Source organism: Arenibacter echinorum, from assembly GCF_003259375.1.
GTDB lineage: Bacteria > Bacteroidota > Bacteroidia > Flavobacteriales > Flavobacteriaceae > Arenibacter > Arenibacter echinorum.
On sequence record NZ_QLLN01000008.1, the window covers coordinates 122722 to 145551 of the forward strand.

Consider the following 22830-nt stretch of genomic DNA (forward strand, 5'->3'; position numbering starts at 1 on the left):
ATACTAATTCCCTTTTATCGATTTAATAAATACCTCCATCCATAATCGCTCCTTGAAGAGGTAATTGAAGGAATTGAATTATCGAGGCGCTCTCTTTTTAATAGATAAAAAAAGGAACATTATTTGGGTGCAATTTAACAAAAACGCAAAAATTATGGTGATAAAATTAGAATTTTATAAAAATACCTCTCAGCTAGACTACTTCATTCCTAAAATCCTAATTTTACCCCCTAAAACAGTTAAACTTTGAAGACAACTATCCTCATTAATTGCCCCGACCAATCAGGAATAATTAGTACAGTAACCGGATTTATACATAAGAAAGGAGGCAATATTATTTATATTGATCAGCACGTAGATAAAGAAGCTGGTGTATTCTTTATGAGACTGGAAAGTGATTTTGAAAAGAACATTCCAGCCGTAAAAAATTTAAAGCAAGAATTTGAGAATGAATTGGCCCAACCATATCAAATGGAGTGGAGTTTGCATTTGGGCTCTGTAAAGCCAAAAATGGCCCTATTCGTTTCTAAATACAATCATTGTCTATACGATTTATTAAGCAGGTACAATATAGGTGAATTAGAGGTTGAAATACCCTTTATCCTTAGCAATCACAGTGACTTGGAATATGTAGCAAATCAATTCGAAATTCCTTTTTTCCATATACCGGTAACTAAAAGCACCAAAATTGAAGCTGAAAATCGTCAATTGGCGCTTTTAAAGGAGTACCAAATAGATTTTATTGTATTGGCCAGATATATGCAAATTGTTACTGGCAAAATTATTGATCAATACCCCAATAAGATTATCAACATACACCATTCGTTTCTTCCCGCATTTGCTGGTGCAAAACCATATCACGCGGCCTTTGAGAGGGGTGTCAAAATTATAGGTGCCACCAGTCATTACGTTACCGAGGAATTGGATGCCGGCCCTATCATAGAACAGGATGTTACAACCGTAACCCATGCGCATAGTATCAAGGACTTTATTACGAAGGGACGGGATTTGGAAAAAATTGTACTATCCAGGGCTGTAAAACTTCACATTGGAAGAAAGACCATGGTCTACAACAACAAAACCGTAATTTTCTCATAACCCCAAGTAATAAATCCCTATAGCCTAAGTTATTGTTATAACTCTAAAATTTTAAAATGAAAAAAGTCTTATTAGCCGTAGTCCTATTTCAATTCGTTGGATGTTCGGAATTACAACAGGTGGTCAATCAATTACCCCAAGGAGGTACCCTTGGCAATGAAGAAATTGCAAACGGATTAAAGGAAGCCCTTAATATGGGAATCGACAAACAGGTAAGCAAACTTACTCAAAACGATGGCTTTTTTGGTAACGAACTGGTGAAAATTATGCTTCCCGAAGAATTACAGAAAGTAGACAAGACCCTCAGGGACATTGGCTTGTCCAGCTTAGCCGATGAAGGTCTAAAAATACTGAACAGGGCCGCAGAGGATGCCGTTGGTGAAGCCACACCTATATTTGTAAATGCGGTAAAGGGAATGACCTTTAGCGATGCCAAAAACATTCTTTTGGGATCGGACAATGCAGCAACCATATACCTTACCAATGCAACACAAACAGAACTGTACAATAAATTTAACCCTGTGATCAAAAATTCCTTTGAAAAAGTCGGGGCAGATAAGATCTGGAACAATTTAATTACTAGATACAACAACATTCCCCTTACCAATAATGTAAATCCGGACCTTACAGATTACGTTACCCAAGAGGCCCTGAATGGCGTATTTACGATGATTGCTGTTGAAGAAAAGGAGATTAGGAACAAGGTTTCCTCAAGAACCACGGATGTATTGAGAAAAGTTTTTGCCCTACAGGATTAAAAATGAACAATTTATAGGCATTTTACGCAATAAATCCCAATACTTTACGTTACACTTAAACAAGCATAGATTACAGCCTTTAATTTACCTAAAATAGCAATACAGATATACCTAAAGAATTTGAGTTAGTATTTTTTGAGTTAGTTAGTTTAAAACCGGTGGGAGCACCGGTTTTTTTGTTTGTGCCTTAGGCTGTTTGTGCCGAACCCGACAATCAATGGGAGTTAGTGATAATATTGGACATTATTTCAGCTATTCCCTTTAGGAAATCTTAAACTATTTTACCAAAAGATATTTTATGACCGTGTCGTTAAAAAACTGAGGCTGCTCCACGTTCACTACGTGTCCACAATTCTGGACCACTATCAGTTCGGCACTTTTGTGATCCTCTACAATTTGTTTAATAGTGGGCAAGAACAAATAGTCCTCTGCCCCCATTACGTAGAGCGTTGGAATTTTTATATCCACTGTTCTAAAAAAACTAAGCAATGGATTAATCTCCGAGGTTAACTTGAACCAACGAATAAATTCCTTTTGATACAATTTTTTCGCCTCACGAACAAAAAGTAATCGCGATTCCTTATGGTTCTTATTGGGCATAATTACAAAGGCAAAAAATTTGTACAGCCATAAATAAGGGACTATGGATTTTAAAATAACGCCAAGTCTCATCAATATTTGTGACCTCAGGTTCAATTTCATAATGGCCCCGCCCATAATCATGCTCTCTACCCGATGGGGATGCTTCTCTGCCAAATTTCGAATTAAAATTGTGCCCAGGGAAATTCCAATAAAATGAGATTTTTCAATCTTTTCAAAATTGATTACTTCCAATATATCCTCGGTTATATTATCAAAAGTATACTTATTCTTAAAGGCATCCTTTAGATGTATCTTAGAGTTCCCATGACCCCGTAGATCCAAGAGAAGTACATTAAAATGCTTTTTAAATTCCCGAAGCTGCTTATACCAAATAGTGGAGCTGCCTCCTGCACCATGTACAAAAGTCACCCATTTGGCAGAGGTATCGTGGCTATGTATATTATAACTTATCAATATTCATTTTTTATAAATGTAGTGTTATTTCCAATACACTTTATATGGATCCAATAAATCAAAATATACTTTTCAACATTGCTACAAGGTAAAAAAATAGATAAATTACCTGATTATTGGATAAATGCACTTTCAGATGGCTCCCCTTAAACCTTGTTTCTAGCTATATTTGTAAGAAAAAAATTATATGGAAAATCAGTATTGCAAAGTTGGATCGGTTTCCCCAATAATCAACGGTTCAAAAGAAATAAGCTTTTTGGAATACCAATACAAAAGTTTCATGGACAAGGCTACCAGCGAAAAACATTCCAATTCAAAACTTGCCGAATTTTTTGAATTGAAAGCTGCAAAAATCCAAAAAATCATTCAAACCCTGACACATTAAGGAAACTTAGCGTTTTTTAAGTTCCAAACTCATTTCCTGCTGCAATTCTTTTGCCTTTTCGGCAGAAGCTTGTGCAAAATTGTCTTGGTCCGAGGCATATATAATTCCCCTGGAGGAGTTTACCAAAAGACCTACATTATCACTCATTCCATATCTGCACACTTCAGCTAAACTGCCACCTTGTACCCCTACTCCCGGTACCAAAAGAAAACTGTTAGGAATAATATTTCTTATTTCTGTCAAAAAAGTCGCCTTGGTCGCACCTACAACATACATTAAGTTTTCCGAATTTTCATAGGTTTTCGAAATTTCCAGCACCTGCTTGTAGAGCTCCTTTCCATCTACCATTTTAGTTTGAAAATCGAACGCCCCCATATTGGAAGTTAATGCCAACAATATAGTATGCTTATCCTTAAAAGCCAGAAATGGTTCCACAGAATCCCTGCCCATATAAGGTGCAATGGTCACAGAATCGAATCCTAAATCCTCAAAAAAGGCTTTGGCATAACGGGTGGAGGTATTACCAATATCCCCACGTTTGGCATCTGCAATAGTAAATATTTCAGGGTAATTGATATTTAAATAATTGATGGTTTTTTCCAAAGCCTGCCATCCCTTTATCCCATAAGCTTCATAAAAGGCGGTATTGGGCTTATAGGCAACACATAAATGATGTGTAGCATCAATTATAGCTTTGTTAAAAGCGAAAATGGGATCTTCCTCCTTTAATAGGTGCTTTGGAACCTTATCCAAGTCCGTATCCAACCCAATACAAAGAAAGGATTCCTTTTTTCGAATCTGTCCAACTAAAAAATCAGTGGTCATAGGAATTAAAATATCTCAGAGGCTTCCTTTAATTTCTCCGTATTGTCAACCAAACTTAGTTCGTCTATAATACGTTGAATATCGCCATTAATAATGTTTTGAAGGTCGTAAAGCGTTAATCCGATCCTATGATCCGTTACCCTACCTTGTGGGTAATTATAGGTTCTAATTTTAGCCGAACGGTCACCACTACTTACCTGGGAATTTCTCTTGGCGGAATCTTCCTCCTGTTTTTTTGCCAATTCCATATCGTACAATCTGGAGCGTAAAACCTTAAATGCCTTTTCCTTGTTTTTATGCTGTGATTTCTGATCTTGACATTGTGCTACCAAGCCTGTTGGAAGGTGGGTTAAACGCACAGCGGAATAAGTCGTGTTTACAGATTGACCTCCTGGTCCCGAGGAACAGAAAAAATCTATCCTCACTTCCTTGGGATCTATCTGTACATCAAAATCCTCGGCCTCGGGAAGCACCATTACCGTAGCAGCACTGGTATGCACCCTTCCTTGGGTTTCGGTCTGTGGTACACGCTGCACACGGTGCACCCCAGCTTCAAACTTAAGGGTACCGTATACATCCTCGCCTGTAACCTCGAACTGAATTTCTTTGTACCCGCCACTTGTACCTTCGCTTAGGTCAATCACATTCGTCTTCCATCCTTTAGACTCGCAATATTTGGTGTACATTCTGAAAAGGTCACCGGCAAAAATACTAGCTTCATCCCCTCCAGTACCTGCTCTTACCTCTACCACCACGTTTTTGGAATCTTCAGGATCTTTGGGAATCAACATCAATTTAATCTCCTCCTCCAATTTGGGCAATTTTTCCTTGGCCTCCTCCAATTGCATTTTGGCCATATCCACCATTTCAGGATCACTGCCATCGGACAGAATCTCCTCTGCCTCGGATATATTATTGGTATACTCCAAATAAAGATCCCTCTTGTCTACAAGTTGTTTTAAATCCTTATATTCCTTGTTTAGTGCCACATAACGCTTTTGATCAGCAATAATACCAGGCTGAATTATAAGGTCCGAAACCTCATCAAAGCGTTGCTTTACTATGTTTAATTTATCTATCATATACAATCTACACTTGGACTGCGAATTTACGATAATTTTGTACATTTAAGCATATCCTATTCAATAGATGAATTCAATTTTCAATTTCAGAACCTATCAATTGAGTTTCCACTTTGCCCAGCCTTACCTTTGGATATCATTTCTTATTACGGTTTTTATGCTATTTAGCGGGAGTGTTATTTTTAAGATATCCCACCTAAATACCATGATCCTGAGTTCCAAAATATTGTTCTATGTAGGGATCTACCTGGCCTATTATGACATAGGGTTGAGAAAGCGCTTAACGTTTTATCAAAATTTTGGCCTATCCAAAACAGCCCTTATCTTAATTTCATTTCTCATAGATACCTTCATAACCGTAATATTCATTAAGCTCCTCCGTTTATTTTGACCTTGGAAATAGACAGCGTTGATTTGGAGTTTGCTGGAAGAAAGATCCTGTACGGGATTTACATTAAGTCGGAACAGGGAAAAGTCACTGGAATCCTTGGAAGAAATGGCAGTGGGAAAACTTCCTTGTTGAGAATTTTATTTGGGGATCTACAACCCAAATACAAGAACATTCGCAGCAATGGAAAGTGCCTTCCAAAACCCTTGTACTTAACAGAAAAAATAGGTTACCTACCCCAATATTCCCTTTTGCCCAAGCATTTAAGCATTAAGCTAGCCTTTGGACTTTTCAAGGTTTCATGGGAGCAATTCATTAACCATTTCCAAAGTTTTAAAGTTTACGACAAGACCCGGATCAAAAATTTATCCAGCGGAGAAATTAGGGTTATCGAAGCTTACTTAGTGCTCATGTCCAACAAGGAAATTATACTTCTGGACGAGCCCTTTTCCTTCATTGCACCAATATATGTGGAGAAATTCAAGGCTCTTGTGAATCAAGTTAAGAAAAGGAGTATTATAATCCTGACCGATCATTTTTACAATGATATTTTAGCTGTAAGCGATACGGTCTATCTTCTAAAGAACGGTTGTTCCAAAAAAATAGAAGACAAGAAAGAACTCAAGAGGGAAGGATATATTAATTAGAACTCAATTGAATAAGATGCCGCTACTTTTGTGCATTTTGTTGTTACCATCCACAATTATTGCCTCGGTCCCCTTTAATTGATTTATCAGTGCCATTCCCGAATCCACACCAAGTACAAAAATAGCCGTAGCCAAAGCATCCGACCATTCGGCTGTTTTTGAAAAGACCGATACACTATTTATTCCTGAAATAGGATTTCCGGTCCGGGGATCGAGAATATGGGAATATTTCTTTCCGTCAAATGTGATATATTTATCGTAACTCTCGGAAGTAGCTACTGAAGATTCCAGAACGGGCAGCCACGAAAATATTTTGTCTTTGCTCAGTGGGTTTGCAATGCCTATCAACCACTTTTCCCCAGTAGCCTTGGTACCCCAAGTAGTTAGATCACCGGAAGCATTGATAACCCCCGCGCTAACCTGCTTCCCCACTAAAAGTTCTTTGGCCTTATCAGCGGCATAGCCCTTAGCTATACCTCCAAGACCGATCTTCATCCCTTTCAATTGCAGAAAGACCGTATGCTCAACCTCATTGAGGATAATTTTTTTATACCCCACCTTGCTTACGGATTGTAAAATTTCGTCCTTGGTAGGCTTATATTTCATGGAACCATCAAACTTCCAGATCTTATCCAACCCGGCAAATGTAATATCAAATGCACCATTGGTTATTTCAGAAATCTGATTTGCCCTTTCAATTAGTTTGAACAGCTCTACACTTACCTTCACCGGTTTTATTCCGGCGTTTTTATTGATTTTTGAAGTTTCTGATTCCTCGTCCCATGAAGATATCAGTTTTTCTATCCTTTTAATTTCAGAAACAGCCTCTTCAATATTTATATAACCCATTTCCTCATTATCGGCCACCACAGTGATATCAAATTTATCGCCCATTAAGTTCACCGATCGCTGAACGGTAACATACTTAAGCTCCTGGGCATGGCCTATTAGCACCATACAGCAAATTAAAATAGAAAATAAAGCCCTCACCCTAGAACAAAATTAAACATTGAAGTTTTTTTCTTTTTGTCCAGAATAAGTGTATAGTAATTGCAGAGCCTAGATCCACTCAGTGCAAACCAAAAAACATTAACCGAAACGGCACTACTTGACGCGAGAATTGTGAACGACCTCCCAATGCGAAGAGATTGCAAAGGAAATGGCCATAAGACATAAAATAAGAGTCCGAACAATGATTTTAAGGAAAATCCCATTTAAGCAAGTGGTTAAAAAAAAATTGATTATTCAAAAACACGCAGGATCTGCCCGTCTAACTCCGTTTTAAATATTTTCAGGGGCTTTGAAACATCATTACCAATTTGATTTAAAGGGGTGCCGGTCTGACTAAAGGTGGAACCATGGGTAGAACACTTGAAATAGCCTCCATTATCCGTTTTAAAACTTATCCCATCGGTCTGTTGATGACTGCAGACTTGACTTGCTGCCACAAAATCACCCGCCAAGTTTTTTACAACGACCACATAATTCTTAATTATGAAATCGCCATTGTTTTGCAATTTGGCTCCTTCTGCTGAACTTAGATCAATGGTAAAATCCACACCTGTTGGTACTGGTTTAGGATCTATAACTTCATCGCTATCCGATGAACAACCATGTAAGCAGGGAAAAGTAAGGGCAAATGCTGCTCCGGTACCTAAAGTCCTTAAAAACTGCTTTCTTTCCATAACGTAATTTCTTTATAAAACAACGTAGGAAAAAGGGTATTCGTATACCTTAATACACAAAGGTGCCGAACTCGCTTTTAATTGTGAGCTTTTTAACAGAATTCTCTTCCACCCTACCTACAATTTGGGCCGAAACCCCAAAGCCTTCCGAAATGGCAATAAGGTCTTCTGCAATAGCAGGATTTACATACAATTCCAATCTATGTCCGCAATTAAAAACTTGATACATTTCCTTCCAGTCGGTCCCCGATTGTTCTTGAATTAATTTGAACAAAGGAGGAATGGGAAACAAGTTGTCCTTAACAATATGGAGCTTATCTATAAAATGAAGAATTTTGGTCTGTGCACCTCCACTGCAATGTACCATTCCATGGATATCTTTAGCACTGTATTTACCTAGAATTTTTTTAACAATGGGAGCATAGGTACGGGTTGGGGATAACACCAATTTTCCCGCATCCAAGGGGGCGTTGGGAACCTGATCCGTCAACTTCACATTACCGGAATACACCAGATCTTCGGGCACTGCCGCATCATAACTTTCAGGATACTTTTCTGCCAAGTATTTTGCAAAAACGTCGTGCCTGGCAGAGGTAAGTCCGTTGCTCCCCATACCGCCGTTATATTCCTTTTCGTAGCTGGCCTGTCCTGAGGAAGATAAGCCAACAATTACATCTCCAGCTTCAATATTGGCATTATTGATCACTTCACTCCTTTTCAATCTTGCCGTTACGGTGGAATCCACTATAATGGTGCGTACCAAATCCCCTACATCTGCCGTTTCCCCTCCGGTTGACCTTATCGTGATCCCATGTTTTTCCAAATCCTCGATCAACTCTTCCGTACCATTGATTATGGCGGATATAACCTCTCCAGGAATTAAATTCTTGTTTCTTCCTATAGTAGAGGACAACATAATATTATCCGTAGCCCCAACACAAATAAGATCGTCCACATTCATGATAAGGGCATCTTGTGCTATTCCTTTCCATACGGAAATATCACCTGTCTCTTTCCAATACATATAGGCCAAGGAGGATTTAGTTCCGGCGCCATCGGCGTGCATCACCAAACAGTACTCATCATCATTGGTGAGGTAATCGGGCACAATTTTGCAAAAAGCCTTGGGAAACAATCCCTTATCAATGTTTTTTATGGCATTGTGCACGTCTTCCTTGGAAGCAGAAACCCCTCTTTGATCGTATCTTTTGCTATTTGATGAGCTCATGAATAAAAGTTTGCGACAAAAATAGGAGAATCCACAAAAAAAAGCCCACTAATTGTAGGCTTTTAATACAATAATATCTAAATGTCCAATTTATTTAATGAACAATAGTTCCCTATATTTAGTTAGTGGCCAATATTCGTCGCCTACCAATTGCTCCAATTTATCGCAATGGTACCTTATTTCATCGAAATAAGGACGTACACTATCGCAATAAGTATTGGCCTTTTTATTGATGTCCGTCATATTGTTGGCTTTCTTTCTTTCATCTACCATAGCATCAGTCTTAATTTTTATGGCGCGGATATGCTCTGAAATTCGCTCTACAATATCCAACTGACTTTCCGACATTTTTTTATGGGCTGCACCGTAAATTTCTTTTAGACCTACCACATTTTTTATCAATTTATTCTGATACTCCACTGCTGCAGGTATAATATAGCTGTAAGCAAGCTCATTGAAGACCCTACCTTCAATTTGAATATGAAGAATATATTCTTCCAACTCCACTTCCTGCCGAACCCTTACCTCAATTTCGCTCATGACATTCATGGACTTGAACAGTGCCAAACTTTCTTTGGAGGTAAGTATCTGTAACGCCTGGGGTGTATTCTTGTTATTGCTCAAGCCGCGGGATTTGGCCTCATTTTCCCAAATCTCGCTGTAACCATCGCCCTCGAACCTAATTCTTTTGGAGGTTTTTATATATTCCCTAAGGACATTAAAAATTGCCTCATCCTTTTTAAGACCTTTCTTATCCACCAGTTGATCTACCTCCTTTTTAAAGGCCATAAGTTGTTTGGCCACAATAGTATTCAGTACCGTCATAGGCTTGGCACAATTGGTTTTGGAACCTACGCCCCGCATCTCGAACTTGTTTCCAGTAAATGCAAAAGGCGAGGTGCGGTTACGATCTGTATTGTCCAGAAGAATTTCCGGAATCTTGCCTACCACGTTCAACTTTAATTCGGTCTTTTCTTCAGGGGACAATTTCCCCTTGGTCACCCCTTCAAGTTCATTTAAAACTTCATTCAGTTGTTCCCCTATAAAAATCGACAAGATAGCAGGAGGCGCCTCATTGGCGCCCAATCTATGGTCGTTTCCAGCAGAAGCAATGGAAGAACGCAATAATTCCTCATAATTATCCACAGCCTTTATAGTATTCACGAAAAAAGTTAAAAACTGAAGATTTTTCATTGGGGTAGACCCAGGACTAAGCAAATTAACACCGGTATCCGTAGACAAAGACCAATTGTTATGCTTGCCAGACCCATTTATTCCCCTAAAAGGTTTTTCATGAAAGAGTACTTTAAAAAAATGCTTATCAGCAATCTTTTCCATGACATCCATGAGCAATAGATTGTGATCTACGGCCAGATTGGTTTCTTCAAAGATTGGAGCTAACTCAAATTGATTAGGGGCTACTTCATTGTGTCTGGTTTTTACCGGAATTCCCAATTTGGTACATTCCCTTTCCAGATCTTTCATGAAATTCAAAACGCGATTTGGAATAACCCCAAAGTAGTGATCGTCCAATTGCTGCCCTTTTGCAGCGGATTGGCCTATTAAAGTGCGGCCTGCCAAACTAATATCGGGTCGGGAAAAGGCCAATGACTTATCTATTAAGAAATACTCCTGCTCCCAGCCTAAGGTGGCGAAGACTTTGGTAACATTTTTATCAAAGAATTTAGCTACGGCAGTAGCGGCTTCATCCATAGCATTCAATGCCCTTAATAGTGGAGCCTTATTGTCCAAGGCTTCCCCGGTATATGCTACAAAAACTGTTGGTATACATAGAGTGGTGCCGTAAAGAAATGCCGGAGACGTTGGATCCCAGGCCGTGTAGCCCCTGGCCTCAAAAGTATTTCTTATCCCGCCGTTTGGAAAACTGGAGGCATCCGACTCCTGCTGCACCAACTGGCCACCACCGAACTTTTCCATCACCCTTCCTTCGGGCGAAAAATCAAAAAAAGCATCATGTTTCTCAGCTGTGGTTCCTGTTAGTGGTTGAAACCAATGGGTATAATGTGTTGCACCCATGGATATTGCCCAGGTCTTCATACCTTCCGCCACCTGATCGGCAACTTTTCTATCTATTTTAACACCTGATACCACAGCCGCCTTTACCCTATCATAAGCATCCTTGGTCAAATACTGTAACATACGTTCCTCATTGAACACGTTCATCCCAAAATATTCCGAACGCCTGCCAGTTTCCTCCACAATTATTTCACTTCTGTTATGACTGCTTTCTATGGCCTTAAATCTTTGATTTGACATATATTCTTTTTTTGACAAAAATAACAATTCATTAAAATAATCCACATAAAATACATATTTAATAATATACCCCCAAAAAAATAGGGGTCTCCAAAAAAATATCAACATTATTGTCATTTAACCCACTAAAAAATGGCATATATGTTGAAAATTATTATTTTTGTCTGCGTTAATAATAAAAATCAACAATACATATTATGAGCAAGTCTAAATTAGAATACATTTGGTTGGATGGGTACGAGCCCACGCAAAACATGAGGAGTAAAACTAAGGTTGAGGAAAATTTCAGTGGTAAATTGGAAGATTGCCCAATCTGGTCTTTTGATGGAAGTTCAACCCGCCAGGCGGAAGGAGGATCTTCTGACTGTGTGTTAAAGCCCGTAGCAATCTATCCTGATCCACATCGTATCAATGGTTACTTAGTAATGACCGAGGTCATGAATGCTGATGGTACCCCACACGTGTCTAACGGTAGGGCTACCATTGAAGATGAAGACAATGATTTCTGGTTTGGATTTGAGCAAGAATATTTCATTATGGACACCAGAACGGAACTTCCTTTAGGATTCCCTAGAGGTGGATATCCAAAACCACAAGGTATGTACTACTGTTCTGTTGGTGGTCTAAATACCCATGGTCGTGATTTGGTTGAAGAACATGCAGATGCTTGTATCGATGCCGGTCTGAATTTTGAAGGAATTAACCAAGAAGTTGCCTGTGGACAGTGGGAATTCCAATTATTCGCCAAAGGTGCCAAAAAAGCAGGTGATGAAATTTGGGTTGCAAGATATTTATTGGACAGATTAACCGAAAAACATGGTTACTATATAGAATACCACCCAAAACCTCTTGGTGATACCGATTGGAACGGTTCAGGTATGCACGCCAACTTCTCCAACACTACTTTAAGAACTTGTGGTTCAAGAGAAGTTTACGAGAAAATATGTGAGGCTTTCCGTCCTGTTGTTAAAGAACACATTGAAGTTTACGGAGAGTTCAACGAACAACGTTTGACAGGGAAGCACGAAACAGCTTCTATCCATGACTTTAGCTATGGTATTTCCGATAGGGGTGCCTCTATTAGAATTCCGATCATTACAGTACAAAAAGGCTGGAAAGGTTGGTTGGAAGATAGAAGACCGGCTTCTAACGGTGATCCATACAAAATTGCAGGAAGAATCGTTAAAACGGTTAAATCCGTTAAAATATAAAGAGTAAAAAAATAATTGTTGATTATTTTTACCGACCGTTCCTTTTGAGAAAGAGGGGCGGTTTTTTTATACAATTTATTTTATGATGGCTCCTTCGTTACGCAGTGGAGTGTTCATCCAAAAATCACTGTAATTATCAGGTTTAACAATAGGTTGATCCTGAAATATGGGCCAATTTTTATCCATATAAAGATGCTTGCCCGGATATTGCCCTACCGGTTTTCGCTGTTGTACAAAAAATTCCCTGAATTGCATTAAGGAATAAGTTTCGGAGTAATCCAACTTATTCCCATCCAAATCTATAATATTATCCATTAATACACGAAAATCATCTTTACCAATATCCCCCGGATCAGCGTAAAAAATTTCCAAGGCCTGATCTCCAAGGTTCATCTTAGGATATAGCTGTACGGTTACACTATCTGCAAGAACTATCTTCTCGATATCTATACCCCTACCTTTATAACTAATATTGTAATTTTTATCCTTAAGCACCTTAAAATGCATGGGCTCTCTATTAAAAACAATTTCAAATAGCTTGTTTTCAAAGTCTACAAACACATTCTTGACAGTAAAGACCGGAGGCACTTTTACCTCAAATTTATTACTAAAGGAAATATAACTGGGAAACATTAAATTGTCCTCTTTCTTGTATTCCACTACTGTGCGATAGAGTAACCTATCCTCGATTTTTTTACTGGTCTTGCTTATTTTCCTAGTTCCCAACAAAGCGTCATATGTTGCGTATTCCAATTTAACGATTTCAAAATTATCCTTGGAAATATAAATCTTTCCCCGGACCATAATCTTTCTGTTGTGCTTGTATATATCTATTGCATACAGTGGCATTCCGTCCAAGGAGGTGTCGTCCTCAATTGAAAAATCATGGTTCTTAATAAAATCCTTATCCAAATGATCAACATAGGAATAGGAGAAGGTATTATAATTTCTAATAGCATCCATGATGCGCAATATTACAAACTCATTGCCCCCATAACTATTTAAATAGGCCTTGGGGATGGTCTTGGTCTTGTATTCGCCATAATCATATAGCCTTTCACTTAAGGAATCCGTTGGAAAATTAGCATTTCTAGAGTATTCGTATATCCTTGTATTGGAGTCCTCATAATCCAACGTCCCGAAACCCTTATCAAAAACCTCAACAATTGCCTCATTCAAATTGGTATAACCTCCAGATTTCCATTGGTAATCCCTGTAGTATCCAACGTATGACTGTGGATTATAGGGATAATTTAGAGGGATTTTTTCTATGGCCTTGGAAATAATCTCTTCGGCAGTAACGGGCCTATCATTGTCATTTCTGCCTCTTCGCCTTTTCTTGGACGCGCTCAAGGTAACCTCATCCAATTGAACCAGCATAGGTTTTAAAAATAACCGATTGATTTTATCCGATAATAATTCGCCAATTACAATTTCCCGAGAATCATAACCCATAGAGGTGACCTCCAAAGTATCATTAAGCTCCCTAAATTTTATGGGTATCCTAAAACTCCCATCATTATTGGAAATAACCCCAACTGCCCTATTCTTCACCCGAATGCTTGCAAATGGAATTGGCTCTATGTTTTCAGCATCAATCAGGATTCCACTTATAAATTCACTTTCTTGGCCATGAACAACTGTACAAAATAATACTAAGAAAGCTATAAAGTTGACCCTTATTCGCATAAGCCAAATTGATTACTGCCTTTTAGGTTATTGTTAAATATACAAATAGAACGTACACAGCCAAAAGGATTGCTCCGTCCTTCCAACCTAACCTAAGCCCTTTTGGCAAAAACACCAGCGGAAGAATTAAAAAGGATGTACCCAACATCCAAAAAATATCGTTGGTCAGCAAGCCTTGATCTGACACCTTAATAGGCGTAATAATTGATGTAATGCCCAAAACGGCCAACAGATTAAAAATATTGGATCCTATTAGATTTCCTAAAGAAATTGCCTTTTCCTTCTTAAGTACCGCAATAACAGAGGCAGCCAATTCCGGAATACTGGTCCCGATAGACACAATGGTTACCGCAATTACCCGCTCACTGACACCATAAAAAGTAGCAAGTCCCACAGCACCCTTAATCAATAGTTCTGAACCTCCCCAAAGGGCAAGTCCGCCCAAGCCCAAAAATAGCACCGTTTTATATAATGGCAGAGGAACATCATCCTCAGGCAATTCATCTACAACCGCCGTTTTCTGAAAACGCAATAAGTACACCAGGAAAATAAAGAGTACAAGCACCATAATAAAGCCCTCGTATCTTTGTAATTCACCATCAAAATAAATAAAAACGAAAAATAAAAAGGATGCCAACATCATAACCGGCCAATCCGTAGTATAAAAACTCTTTCTAACTTCAATACTGCCCAGGATGACCGTTATTGCCAATACCAAACCCAGATTAGCAATATTGGAGCCTACAACATTACCCAGCGCCAAATCGGGAAAACCTTCCAAAGCAGCATTTACACTAACTATAAGCTCGGGCGCAGAAGTAGCAAAGGAAACCACTGTCATGCCTATAACAATCTTTGGAATATTGAGTTTTAATGACAAAGCAACTGCCGCCTTTAGAAGCCAATTTCCTCCCGCAATTAACAATACCAATCCTAATGCAATAAAAAGTATATCCAGCATCAAAAAGTTTTCCTACAAATATAATCAAGAATCCGACTTTTTTTTTCAGCAACATAACTGCCTTTCCAATAAATCAAGAAATTCAACTTAACTTCCTAAAAAAATTCCAACAACAAAGGCAATCCATTAAAAAAGTTCATTTTTAAATCACCCCCAATGCAATTTTAGTAGAATATAACCCAGAGATCTTTGGCCGTTAATCGCATATTGGCTCCAGATGAAAATTTTCGGAAGCCTTATTTTGCAGCTAGAACCACACAATTCTTGATTACTCCATAAAAGCTTCAAACTATCAATTCTACGGCCTCTCCACACCTAAGAACGCAGCTGTAGCTTAATTCCGGACACCTCGGATTACGCACAATATAAAAATAGATTTTTCAAACAATGGCATATATTATTAAATTGTATCTTTGCGCGCATGAATTTAGAGATTATAAAGGCAATTAAGGGGTTGTTGGAAATACCCCAGAAAATTGTAATTATACCGCACAAAAATCCGGACGGAGATGCTATTGGTTCTACTTTGGGACTATGGCACTACCTGAAAGGAAAAGGACAGGATGCCACCATCATTGTTCCCAACGATTTTCCCAAATTCTTAAAATGGATGCCAGGAAGCGAACAAATAGTCAATTTTGAAAGAGACTCCTCAGCAGCTAAAGCCCTTATTAACAACGCTACCGTTATATTTACTTTGGATTTCAATCACTTGGGACGGATTGGGCAACTGCAACCTTTATTGGAAGATTCATCGGCCACATTTGTAATGATAGATCACCATCAGGAACCCGATAACTACTCAAAGATTACCTACTCTGATGTTAGCATGAGTTCTACATGTGAAATGGTTTTCAATGTAATTGAAGGACTAGACGATGTAGAAAGCATTACCCCGGACCTTGCAATTTCGTTATACACCGGTATCATGACCGACACCGGATCTTTTAAATATTCTTCCACCACCAGCCGAACACATCTCGTAGTTGCAAAATTAATAGAGCAAGGCGCCAAAAATACGGAAGCACACAACAAGGTATATGACACCAACACACCAAGTAGATTACACCTTTTAGGTTGTGCTTTAAAAAATATGGTCATCCTGGAAGAATTTAATACTGCATTTATCACCTTGTCGCAAGACGAGTTGGATACCTATAATTTCAAAAAGGGAGATACCGAAGGTTTCGTGAATTACGGATTAACCCTGGAAGGAATTGTTTTTGCTGTTATCTTCATTGAAAACCGCGAGGAAGGAATTATCAAGATCTCTTTTAGATCTGAAGGTGATTTTTCGGTAAATGAATTTGCTAGGGCCAATTTTAACGGAGGTGGACATACCAATGCCGCAGGTGGGCGAAGCGATGTTTCCATGGAAGAAACCATAAACCAATTCAAGGCCTTACTACCCCAATACAAAGATGATTTAAACGCATGAAACATTTGATATTGCTTTTGCTAGTTACCGCCTTCTCCAGCTGCAACGTACCAGAACCGCGTAAGCCCATTAAAGTTAAAACCGGAAGTATTTTACAAAAATCGGTGGAGCGCAATAAGGACCTATTGGCACAGGAAGAAAAACAAATTATGGAAATTATTAAAAATGACTCCTTGAACACCTACTTTTCCAGTGGCATCGGTTCTTGGTATCATTATATAGACAAGAACGACCAGACTGATTATTACCCAACTACAGATGACCTGGTTACACTGCAGTACAATGTTATGACCTTTAACAGTGACACAATATATTCCAAAGAGAATATTGGAACCATAACCTATAAGGTTGATAAGCAAGACCTTTTCCCTGGTTTGAGAAATAGCATAAAACTTTTAAAAGAGAAGGAAAGTGCAACGTTTTTGTTCCCCTCCTCCCTATCTTACGGTTATCACGGGGACAATAATAAAATTGGCGTGAACGTCCCCATTAAATCCACCATTACCATTTTAAACATAGATAAACAAAAAGACAACAATTAAAATTAATTACAATGAAGAAAATTTATTTATTATTGGCAGTAGTATCCATAGCATTTTCAAGCTGCAAGTCCAGTAAGCATGCCGATTTGGGAGATGGTATCTTTGCGGATATTACCACTACCAAAGGTGAAATTCTCCTTAAATTAGAGTACCAAAAGACCCCTTTGACCGTTGCCAATTTTATATCCCTAGCCGAAGGAAAAAATCCTTTTGTTACCGACAGCCTAAAGGGCAAAAAATATTATGACGGTATCATCTTTCATAGAATTATAAAGGACTTTATGATTCAAGGTGGAGATCCAACTGGAACAGGTATGGGAAATCCTGGATATAAATTTAAGGATGAATTTAACGACTCCCTTACGCACAATAAGGCCGGTATCCTATCCATGGCCAATTCCGGACCTACTACCAACGGAAGTCAGTTTTTCATTACCCACAAGGAAACTCCCTTTTTAAATGGCAGACACACTGTTTTTGGTGAAGTTGTCCAAGGAATGGATGTTGTTGATTCTATCGCCAATGTTAAAACTGCGGAAGGCGACAAACCAATTACCGATGTGGTTATGAACACCGTTGAAATAATTAGAAACGGTAAAGAAGCCAAGAAATTTGATGCCGCAAAAGTAATGAGCGATTACTTTGCCGAGGAAGAGGAAAGGATCAAGGCGATGGAGAAAATGAAAACCGATTTCGTTGCCCAAATTACCGCAGAGGAAAGTACCGCGGAAGAGCTACCATCAGGGCTTAAAATACTTACCCTAGCAGAGGGCAATGGAGAGCAGCCCAAAGTGGGGCAAAAGGTAAATGTGCTATATGCGGGATATTTGTCTGACGGATCACTCTTTGACAGTAACTACGAAGAAATCGCCAAAAAATATGGCGTTTATCAGGAGGCCAGAAAACAAGGTCGCGGTTACGAAGCCATTCCAATGGACTACAGCCCGGAAGCCAGGATAATTCCAGGATTCAAGGAAGGTCTTATGCAAATGAAGGTTGGAGACAAGGTTCGTTTGTTTATACCATCCCATTTAGGCTATGGTGAAGCTGGTTATGGTCCTATTCCCCCAGATGCTAAGTTAATTTTTGATTTGGAAATTACTGGGATAGCCCAATAATTGTATTCCAAAAATAAAAATCCTTGTTGGCCTCTAAATTGGAGATCAACAAGGATTTTTTTATTGCTTATTCCGTTATTATGATAAAGTGAGTATCCGAAAAGTAACAAGGATAAGAAAATTTACTCCGCCAATCAAATCCAAATGGGAAATCTATTTCCAGTTTGTCGATTTAAGCTTTAAGGTAGCCTTTAATATATCTTTCTGGGAAATCTGTCCGACCAACTTTCCATTTTCCACTATTGGAAAACGTCTGCGCTTTTCGTTCAAAAACTTATTGGCAGCATCAAAAATATTCATATTGCCGTCAATGGTTTCCACATTTTTTATCATGTGTCCTTCCACCGTCAAATTGGAACTTGGCAGATTGTGGTATCTATTTTCACTTATGTGTTTAATACAATCTCCTTCAGAAATAATCCCGATCAATTCATTTTTGTCATTTACTACAGGGCCCCCTGAAATTTTATATTTTAAAAGGGCAACTATTACCTCTTCTACAGATTGGTCCGGTCTGAAAGTAATCAGTTTTCTGGTCATATAGTCGCAAACCCTTAGTGGTGCTTCTTCACTGGGTTGTTGAACTCTAGGACCCTGAAAACTTTTGATTCCCATATCGGCTTTCTTTTGATTCTCTTAAATATAAGAAATATAATCCTGTTAACCTAAAAAAAAATACCCCCCATCTTTTTAAACGGGAGGCATTTTTCAGAAAGCTATATAATTGTTTTACAGCCATGTACATCTTAAATCCTATATAGCATTCAGGCCATAGTGCTTCTATTTTTTTGGAATTTCCTCAAGTATCTCCAAAATAAATTTCCAAAATTTTTGCAATGAAGATATACTGGCTCGTTCATCGGGAGAATGGGCACCTTTTATAGTTGGTCCAAAACTTATCATATCTACCTCAGGATAATTCTTTCCCAAAATGCCACATTCCAAACCTGCATGACAGGCAACGACTCTTGGCTGATCATTAAAAAGCTCCTGATATTTCCTTTCCAAGAGTTTCAAGATTTCAGAATCGGGATTGGGATTCCAACCAGGATAATCTCCACTTAAAGTTACTTCATACCCCGCCTTTTCAAAATTATTTTGTAGGTTTTTGGCCAATTCCATTTTACCGGCCTCTACGGATGATCTGGTTAGACAGGCTATATTTATTTTACCATCCCCAACCTCTACTCTAGCAATATTATTGGATGTCTCCACCAGGTCCTTCATAGTTTTGCTCATGGCATAGACTCCATTAAGGGCGTTCTTAATAGCTTCCGTTAAAACCTGCTGGTCCTTGGGCTCCATTACCGTTTTTGGAAGATGCGCAGGTTCACAAACAATCTTAAGATTTGCCTCAGTGGCTGCAAATTCCTTCTTTATATTAATGGCCCAATCTTTAAACAAGGTATCTAATTCGTCGGAGTCCGATGCTTTTATTGCCACCAAAGCGGTACTTTCCCTTGGAATTGCATTTCGTAATCCTCCGCCGTCAATTTTAGAAACCCTTAAACCAATTTGCTTCTGCCCCAATATCAATAAAGAATTCATGATCTTATTGGCATTGCCCAGTCCTAAATGGATATCTACTCCACTATGACCCCCAGAAAGTCCTTTAACCACTATTTTGTAGGCAGCGGAGCCCTCGCCCAAGGCCAACTCCCCATATATTCCTTTGGCAGTAATATCTATGCCTCCAGCGCAACCTATATCAATTTCGTCGTCATCTTCCGTATCCAGATTCAACAAAATATCACCTTTCAACAATCCTCCCTTTAATCCCTTGGCCCCGGTCATTCCAGTTTCTTCATCGATCGTAAACAGGGCTTCCAAAGGCGGATGGGAAATATCATTGCTCTCCAACAGCGCCATTATGGTGGCTACCCCCAGGCCATTATCGGCCCCTAGGGTGGTACCTTTTGCCCTTACCCAATCTCCATCAACATACATCTCTATGCCCTGGGTATTAAAATCGAAATCCGTATCGGTATTTTTTTGATGTACCATATCCAAATGCGACTGCAGAATTACAGTCTTCCTATCTTCCATCCCCAGCGATGCAGGTTTCTTAATTATTACATTTCCCACATCATCCTTAGAGGTTTCAAGACCAAGGGCCTTTCCAAAGTCCATCATTAATGCTATTACCCTTTCCTCATGTTTGGATGGTCTGGGAACAGCATTTAAATCGGCAAATTTATTCCAGATATTTTTCGGCTCTAAATCTCTTATTTCCTTATTCATATTTATAAATTATGAAATCAAAAATACAGATAGAAAAACAACCATACTAGATTATTGGCTATTTTTGACTTGATGAATACTAAAATTAAAAATCTTATCGCCCTTTTATTGGTTCCACAAATAATCTTGGTAAAATGGCTAGGGCAATACCCTGAATTTATAGAAACCTATTACAGTAAAGGGATATACCCTTTTATATCCGGATTTTGGCGCTCCTTAATGGGATGGATTCCTTTTTCCATAGGTGATATGCTGTACGCGCTTATAATTATCTTGGGAGTGCGATATATCATTGTGAACAGAATGGCCATTAAAAAAAACTTGTTGGGGTTTACAAGGGACATTGCTATGGTCCTATCCGTAGCATATTTTACATTTCATCTTTTATGGGGACTAAATTATTATAGGCAACCTCTTTCACAAACCTTGGAACTTGGCGAAAAACACAGCCAGCAAGAACTGGAAAATTTTGTGAACCAACTGGTGCTGAAAACAAATGAAATTCAATTTAGAATAACGTCTGATACCAGTAAAATGGTACAAGTCCCCTATACCAAAAAAGAAATTATGGAGCGTACCTTGGAGGGTTACCAATCTTTGAAAAGTAAAATCCCCCTTTTTGCCTACCATCACCCCAGTTTAAAAAAATCCATTTTCAGCATCCCTTTGAGCTATATGGGTTATGGGGGCTATTTAAATCCGTTCACCAATGAAGCCCAAGCTAATAGCGCGCTGCCGAATTTTAGGTTTCCCGTAATATGTGGCCATGAGATAGGACATCAATTAGGATTTTCTGCTGAAAATGAAACCAATTTTATTGGTTATTTGGCAACTGTTAGCAATGAGGATATCTATTTTAAATATTCGGCATATGCCTATGCCCTAAGTTATTGTCTAAATGAACTTGCCAGTTGGGACAAGGAGGAGTTTAAAAACCAATACAACAAACTGAATCCCGGGGTAAAAAAGAATTATAAAGAAGTGGCCGAATTCTGGGAGGCACATGAAAACCCTATGGAACCCATTTTTAAATCTATATTCAATACTTTTTTAAAGGCCAACAATCAAAAGGAAGGAATAAAAAGCTACAATGCCGTGGTGACCCTTTTGATAAATTATTATCAGCAAAATCCCTTATAAAAAACATGGCACTAAAAAAGCCATGTTAAATTGCAATAACATTAATTACCGATACTCATTAAATTATTGAACAAAATACGATAAGCAGCAAACTAAACTCTTTAAGGAACATCAAACACCAATATTCCCAATCCTTTGAACCAGTATTTTCGATGATCAGTAACAGTAAGTTCATTTTTGGTAACACCCTGTTTTTTACTCTTGTACTTTCCCTTCTACAAATACTCCATTTTCAGGCTTCGCAAAGAAACTTATCGGTTTAGCCTGTCCGCTAAACGCTATCGCTTCAAAAACAACCGGTTTTCTCGGCTCTTTAATCGTGCGCCCCTCGGAACTGTACCAAGTCAATTCTTTGGGAACTTTTAGGCCATTTACGTCCGTCCAATCGTGATAACCTATCCAACTTACTTTATCGGAACGTTCACCACTTCTATAACTCACTGTATATCCAAGCCAAGCCATTTTAAAGGTCTGGGGGTCATAATGTAAGAAATACTCATCCTTATAAGAGGTGCCTATTCCCGAATTGAATCGAACTGCAATACCGGGATAATTAACCCCTTCATATACCAAATCCTCCGTTTCATCATAAACAATACCCTTATCCCCCAAAACAAAAGGCATATTAAAAAAATAAGACCTAAGGTTGTGATAAAACACTGGATCGCCCTTAAACGCATTTTCTTCGTTAAGCAGCCATACCTTATCACCGTCAAAACCAAGGGAATAAGCTGGTCCGTCCACCCTATCCATTCTGGTTTGTAAATCAATGGTATGAAGCTCTTCCCCTTGCTTAAAAACCAAACTCTTCTTGTTTTTCCAATTCGCCAACCCGCCATGAGCCTCAAAAACCTTAATTAACTGCTCTGGATATCGTTCCAGATCAACCCTTGATTCTGTCCTAGGTTCGGCCATTTCCACTTCGGCTTCCTTTGTTTTGTTTTCCATTTTACAGGATAGCGTACTAACCAGTAGCACCACTACAATTACATATTTCATCTTACTTATTTTAGTTGCCCCATTGGTCGTATTACTATAATTAAGTTAACATAATATATTAT

Annotated in this window: 21 protein-coding genes; 9 read left to right on the top strand and 12 right to left on the bottom strand. The window is 38.6% G+C overall.

Going from position 1 to position 22830, the window contains the following annotated elements:
• Positions 1-246 precede the first annotated feature (246 nt).
• The gene (gene purU, locus LV92_RS19070) at positions 247-1098 is read left to right on the top strand and encodes a formyltetrahydrofolate deformylase (RefSeq protein WP_111625198.1); all 852 of its coding nucleotides are present in this window, start codon (positions 247-249) and stop codon (positions 1096-1098) included.
• A 56-nt stretch (positions 1099-1154) separates the two neighbouring features.
• A complete protein-coding gene (locus LV92_RS19075) occupies positions 1155-1856 on the top strand; it encodes a DUF4197 domain-containing protein (RefSeq protein ID WP_111625199.1) in 702 nt (233 codons plus the stop codon).
• A gap of 276 nt (positions 1857-2132) precedes the next feature.
• Here the strand turns inward: LV92_RS19075 and LV92_RS19080 are convergent, their stop codons facing one another.
• Positions 2133-2912, bottom strand: a complete 780-nt coding sequence (locus tag LV92_RS19080; RefSeq protein WP_111625200.1) for an alpha/beta fold hydrolase — start codon at positions 2910-2912, stop codon at positions 2133-2135.
• A 187-nt stretch (positions 2913-3099) separates the two neighbouring features.
• On the opposite strand from LV92_RS19080, the gene LV92_RS19085 reads away from it, so the two are divergent.
• A complete protein-coding gene (locus tag LV92_RS19085; RefSeq protein ID WP_111625201.1) occupies positions 3100-3297 on the top strand; it encodes a hypothetical protein in 198 nt (65 codons plus the stop codon).
• Positions 3298-3303: 6 nt separating this feature from the next.
• Here LV92_RS19085 and pyrF read toward each other — a convergent pair whose 3' ends face one another.
• Positions 3304-4122 (bottom strand): orotidine-5'-phosphate decarboxylase, encoded by an 819-nt coding sequence (gene pyrF / locus LV92_RS19090; RefSeq protein WP_111625202.1) that lies wholly within the window; start codon positions 4120-4122, stop codon positions 3304-3306.
• Between the two features lie 5 nt (positions 4123-4127).
• Complete coding sequence (prfA, locus tag LV92_RS19095) at positions 4128-5204, bottom strand: peptide chain release factor 1 (protein ID WP_111625203.1); 1077 nt, start codon at positions 5202-5204, stop codon at positions 4128-4130.
• A 387-nt stretch (positions 5205-5591) separates the two neighbouring features.
• Between prfA and LV92_RS19105 the strand changes: the two genes are divergently transcribed.
• Positions 5592-6239 (top strand): ATP-binding cassette domain-containing protein, encoded by a 648-nt coding sequence (locus tag LV92_RS19105; protein ID WP_111625205.1) that lies wholly within the window; start codon positions 5592-5594, stop codon positions 6237-6239.
• A 3-nt stretch (positions 6240-6242) separates the two neighbouring features.
• Here LV92_RS19105 and LV92_RS19110 read toward each other — a convergent pair whose 3' ends face one another.
• The 4 genes from LV92_RS19110 to LV92_RS19125 form a co-directional block, all read right to left on the bottom strand.
• Positions 6243-7196, bottom strand: coding sequence for an FAD:protein FMN transferase (locus LV92_RS19110; protein WP_245946438.1), 954 nt, complete (start codon positions 7194-7196; stop codon positions 6243-6245).
• 284 nt (positions 7197-7480) lie between these two features.
• Positions 7481-7924 carry a QcrA and Rieske domain-containing protein gene (locus tag LV92_RS19115; protein WP_111625206.1) on the bottom strand — a complete coding sequence of 148 codons (444 nt, stop codon included), beginning with the start codon at positions 7922-7924 and terminating at the stop codon, positions 7481-7483.
• Positions 7925-7973: 49 nt separating this feature from the next.
• Positions 7974-9152 carry an AIR synthase related protein gene (locus tag LV92_RS19120; RefSeq protein WP_111625207.1) on the bottom strand — a complete coding sequence of 393 codons (1179 nt, stop codon included), beginning with the start codon at positions 9150-9152 and terminating at the stop codon, positions 7974-7976.
• Between the two features lie 90 nt (positions 9153-9242).
• Positions 9243-11429: a glutamine synthetase III family protein gene (locus tag LV92_RS19125; RefSeq protein ID WP_111625261.1), complete on the bottom strand. Its 2187-nt coding sequence runs from the start codon at positions 11427-11429 to the stop codon at positions 9243-9245.
• A 197-nt stretch (positions 11430-11626) separates the two neighbouring features.
• Here LV92_RS19125 and LV92_RS19130 point away from each other — a divergent pair, with 197 nt between their 5' ends.
• Positions 11627-12640: a glutamine synthetase beta-grasp domain-containing protein gene (locus LV92_RS19130; RefSeq protein ID WP_111625208.1), complete on the top strand. Its 1014-nt coding sequence runs from the start codon at positions 11627-11629 to the stop codon at positions 12638-12640.
• Between the two features lie 75 nt (positions 12641-12715).
• Here the strand turns inward: LV92_RS19130 and LV92_RS19135 are convergent, their stop codons facing one another.
• Together LV92_RS19135 and LV92_RS19140 are read right to left on the bottom strand one after the other, a co-directional pair.
• Positions 12716-14329 carry a carboxypeptidase-like regulatory domain-containing protein gene (locus tag LV92_RS19135; protein WP_111625209.1) on the bottom strand — a complete coding sequence of 538 codons (1614 nt, stop codon included), beginning with the start codon at positions 14327-14329 and terminating at the stop codon, positions 12716-12718.
• A gap of 22 nt (positions 14330-14351) precedes the next feature.
• Positions 14352-15290 carry a calcium/sodium antiporter gene (locus LV92_RS19140; RefSeq protein WP_111625210.1) on the bottom strand — a complete coding sequence of 313 codons (939 nt, stop codon included), beginning with the start codon at positions 15288-15290 and terminating at the stop codon, positions 14352-14354.
• Between the two features lie 421 nt (positions 15291-15711).
• On the opposite strand from LV92_RS19140, the gene LV92_RS19145 reads away from it, so the two are divergent.
• From LV92_RS19145 to LV92_RS19155, 3 genes are read left to right on the top strand one after another with little or no spacing between them, the layout of a single operon-like run.
• Entirely contained in the window at positions 15712-16728 is a 1017-nt protein-coding gene (locus LV92_RS19145) for a DHH family phosphoesterase (protein ID WP_111625211.1), read from the top strand.
• Positions 16725-17270, top strand: a complete 546-nt coding sequence (gene gldI, locus LV92_RS19150) for a gliding motility-associated peptidyl-prolyl isomerase GldI (protein WP_111625212.1) — start codon at positions 16725-16727, stop codon at positions 17268-17270. The genes LV92_RS19145 and gldI overlap by 4 nt, the downstream gene beginning before the upstream one ends.
• An 11-nt stretch (positions 17271-17281) precedes the next feature.
• A complete protein-coding gene (locus tag LV92_RS19155; protein WP_111625213.1) occupies positions 17282-18388 on the top strand; it encodes a peptidylprolyl isomerase in 1107 nt (368 codons plus the stop codon).
• Positions 18389-18541: 153 nt separating this feature from the next.
• Here the strand turns inward: LV92_RS19155 and LV92_RS19160 are convergent, their stop codons facing one another.
• The gene (locus LV92_RS19160) at positions 18542-19003 is read right to left on the bottom strand and encodes a CBS domain-containing protein (protein ID WP_111625214.1); all 462 of its coding nucleotides are present in this window, start codon (positions 19001-19003) and stop codon (positions 18542-18544) included.
• A 165-nt stretch (positions 19004-19168) separates the two neighbouring features.
• Positions 19169-20629, bottom strand: a complete 1461-nt coding sequence (locus LV92_RS19165; protein ID WP_111625215.1) for an aminoacyl-histidine dipeptidase — start codon at positions 20627-20629, stop codon at positions 19169-19171.
• A 72-nt stretch (positions 20630-20701) separates the two neighbouring features.
• Between LV92_RS19165 and LV92_RS19170 the strand changes: the two genes are divergently transcribed.
• On the top strand, positions 20702-21769 hold the full coding sequence (locus tag LV92_RS19170) for a DUF3810 domain-containing protein (RefSeq protein ID WP_111625216.1): 1068 nt from the start codon (positions 20702-20704) through the stop codon (positions 21767-21769).
• A gap of 195 nt (positions 21770-21964) precedes the next feature.
• Here LV92_RS19170 and LV92_RS19175 read toward each other — a convergent pair whose 3' ends face one another.
• Positions 21965-22768 (bottom strand): DUF6503 family protein, encoded by an 804-nt coding sequence (locus tag LV92_RS19175; RefSeq protein WP_111625217.1) that lies wholly within the window; start codon positions 22766-22768, stop codon positions 21965-21967.
• Positions 22769-22830: the final 62 nt, after the last annotated feature.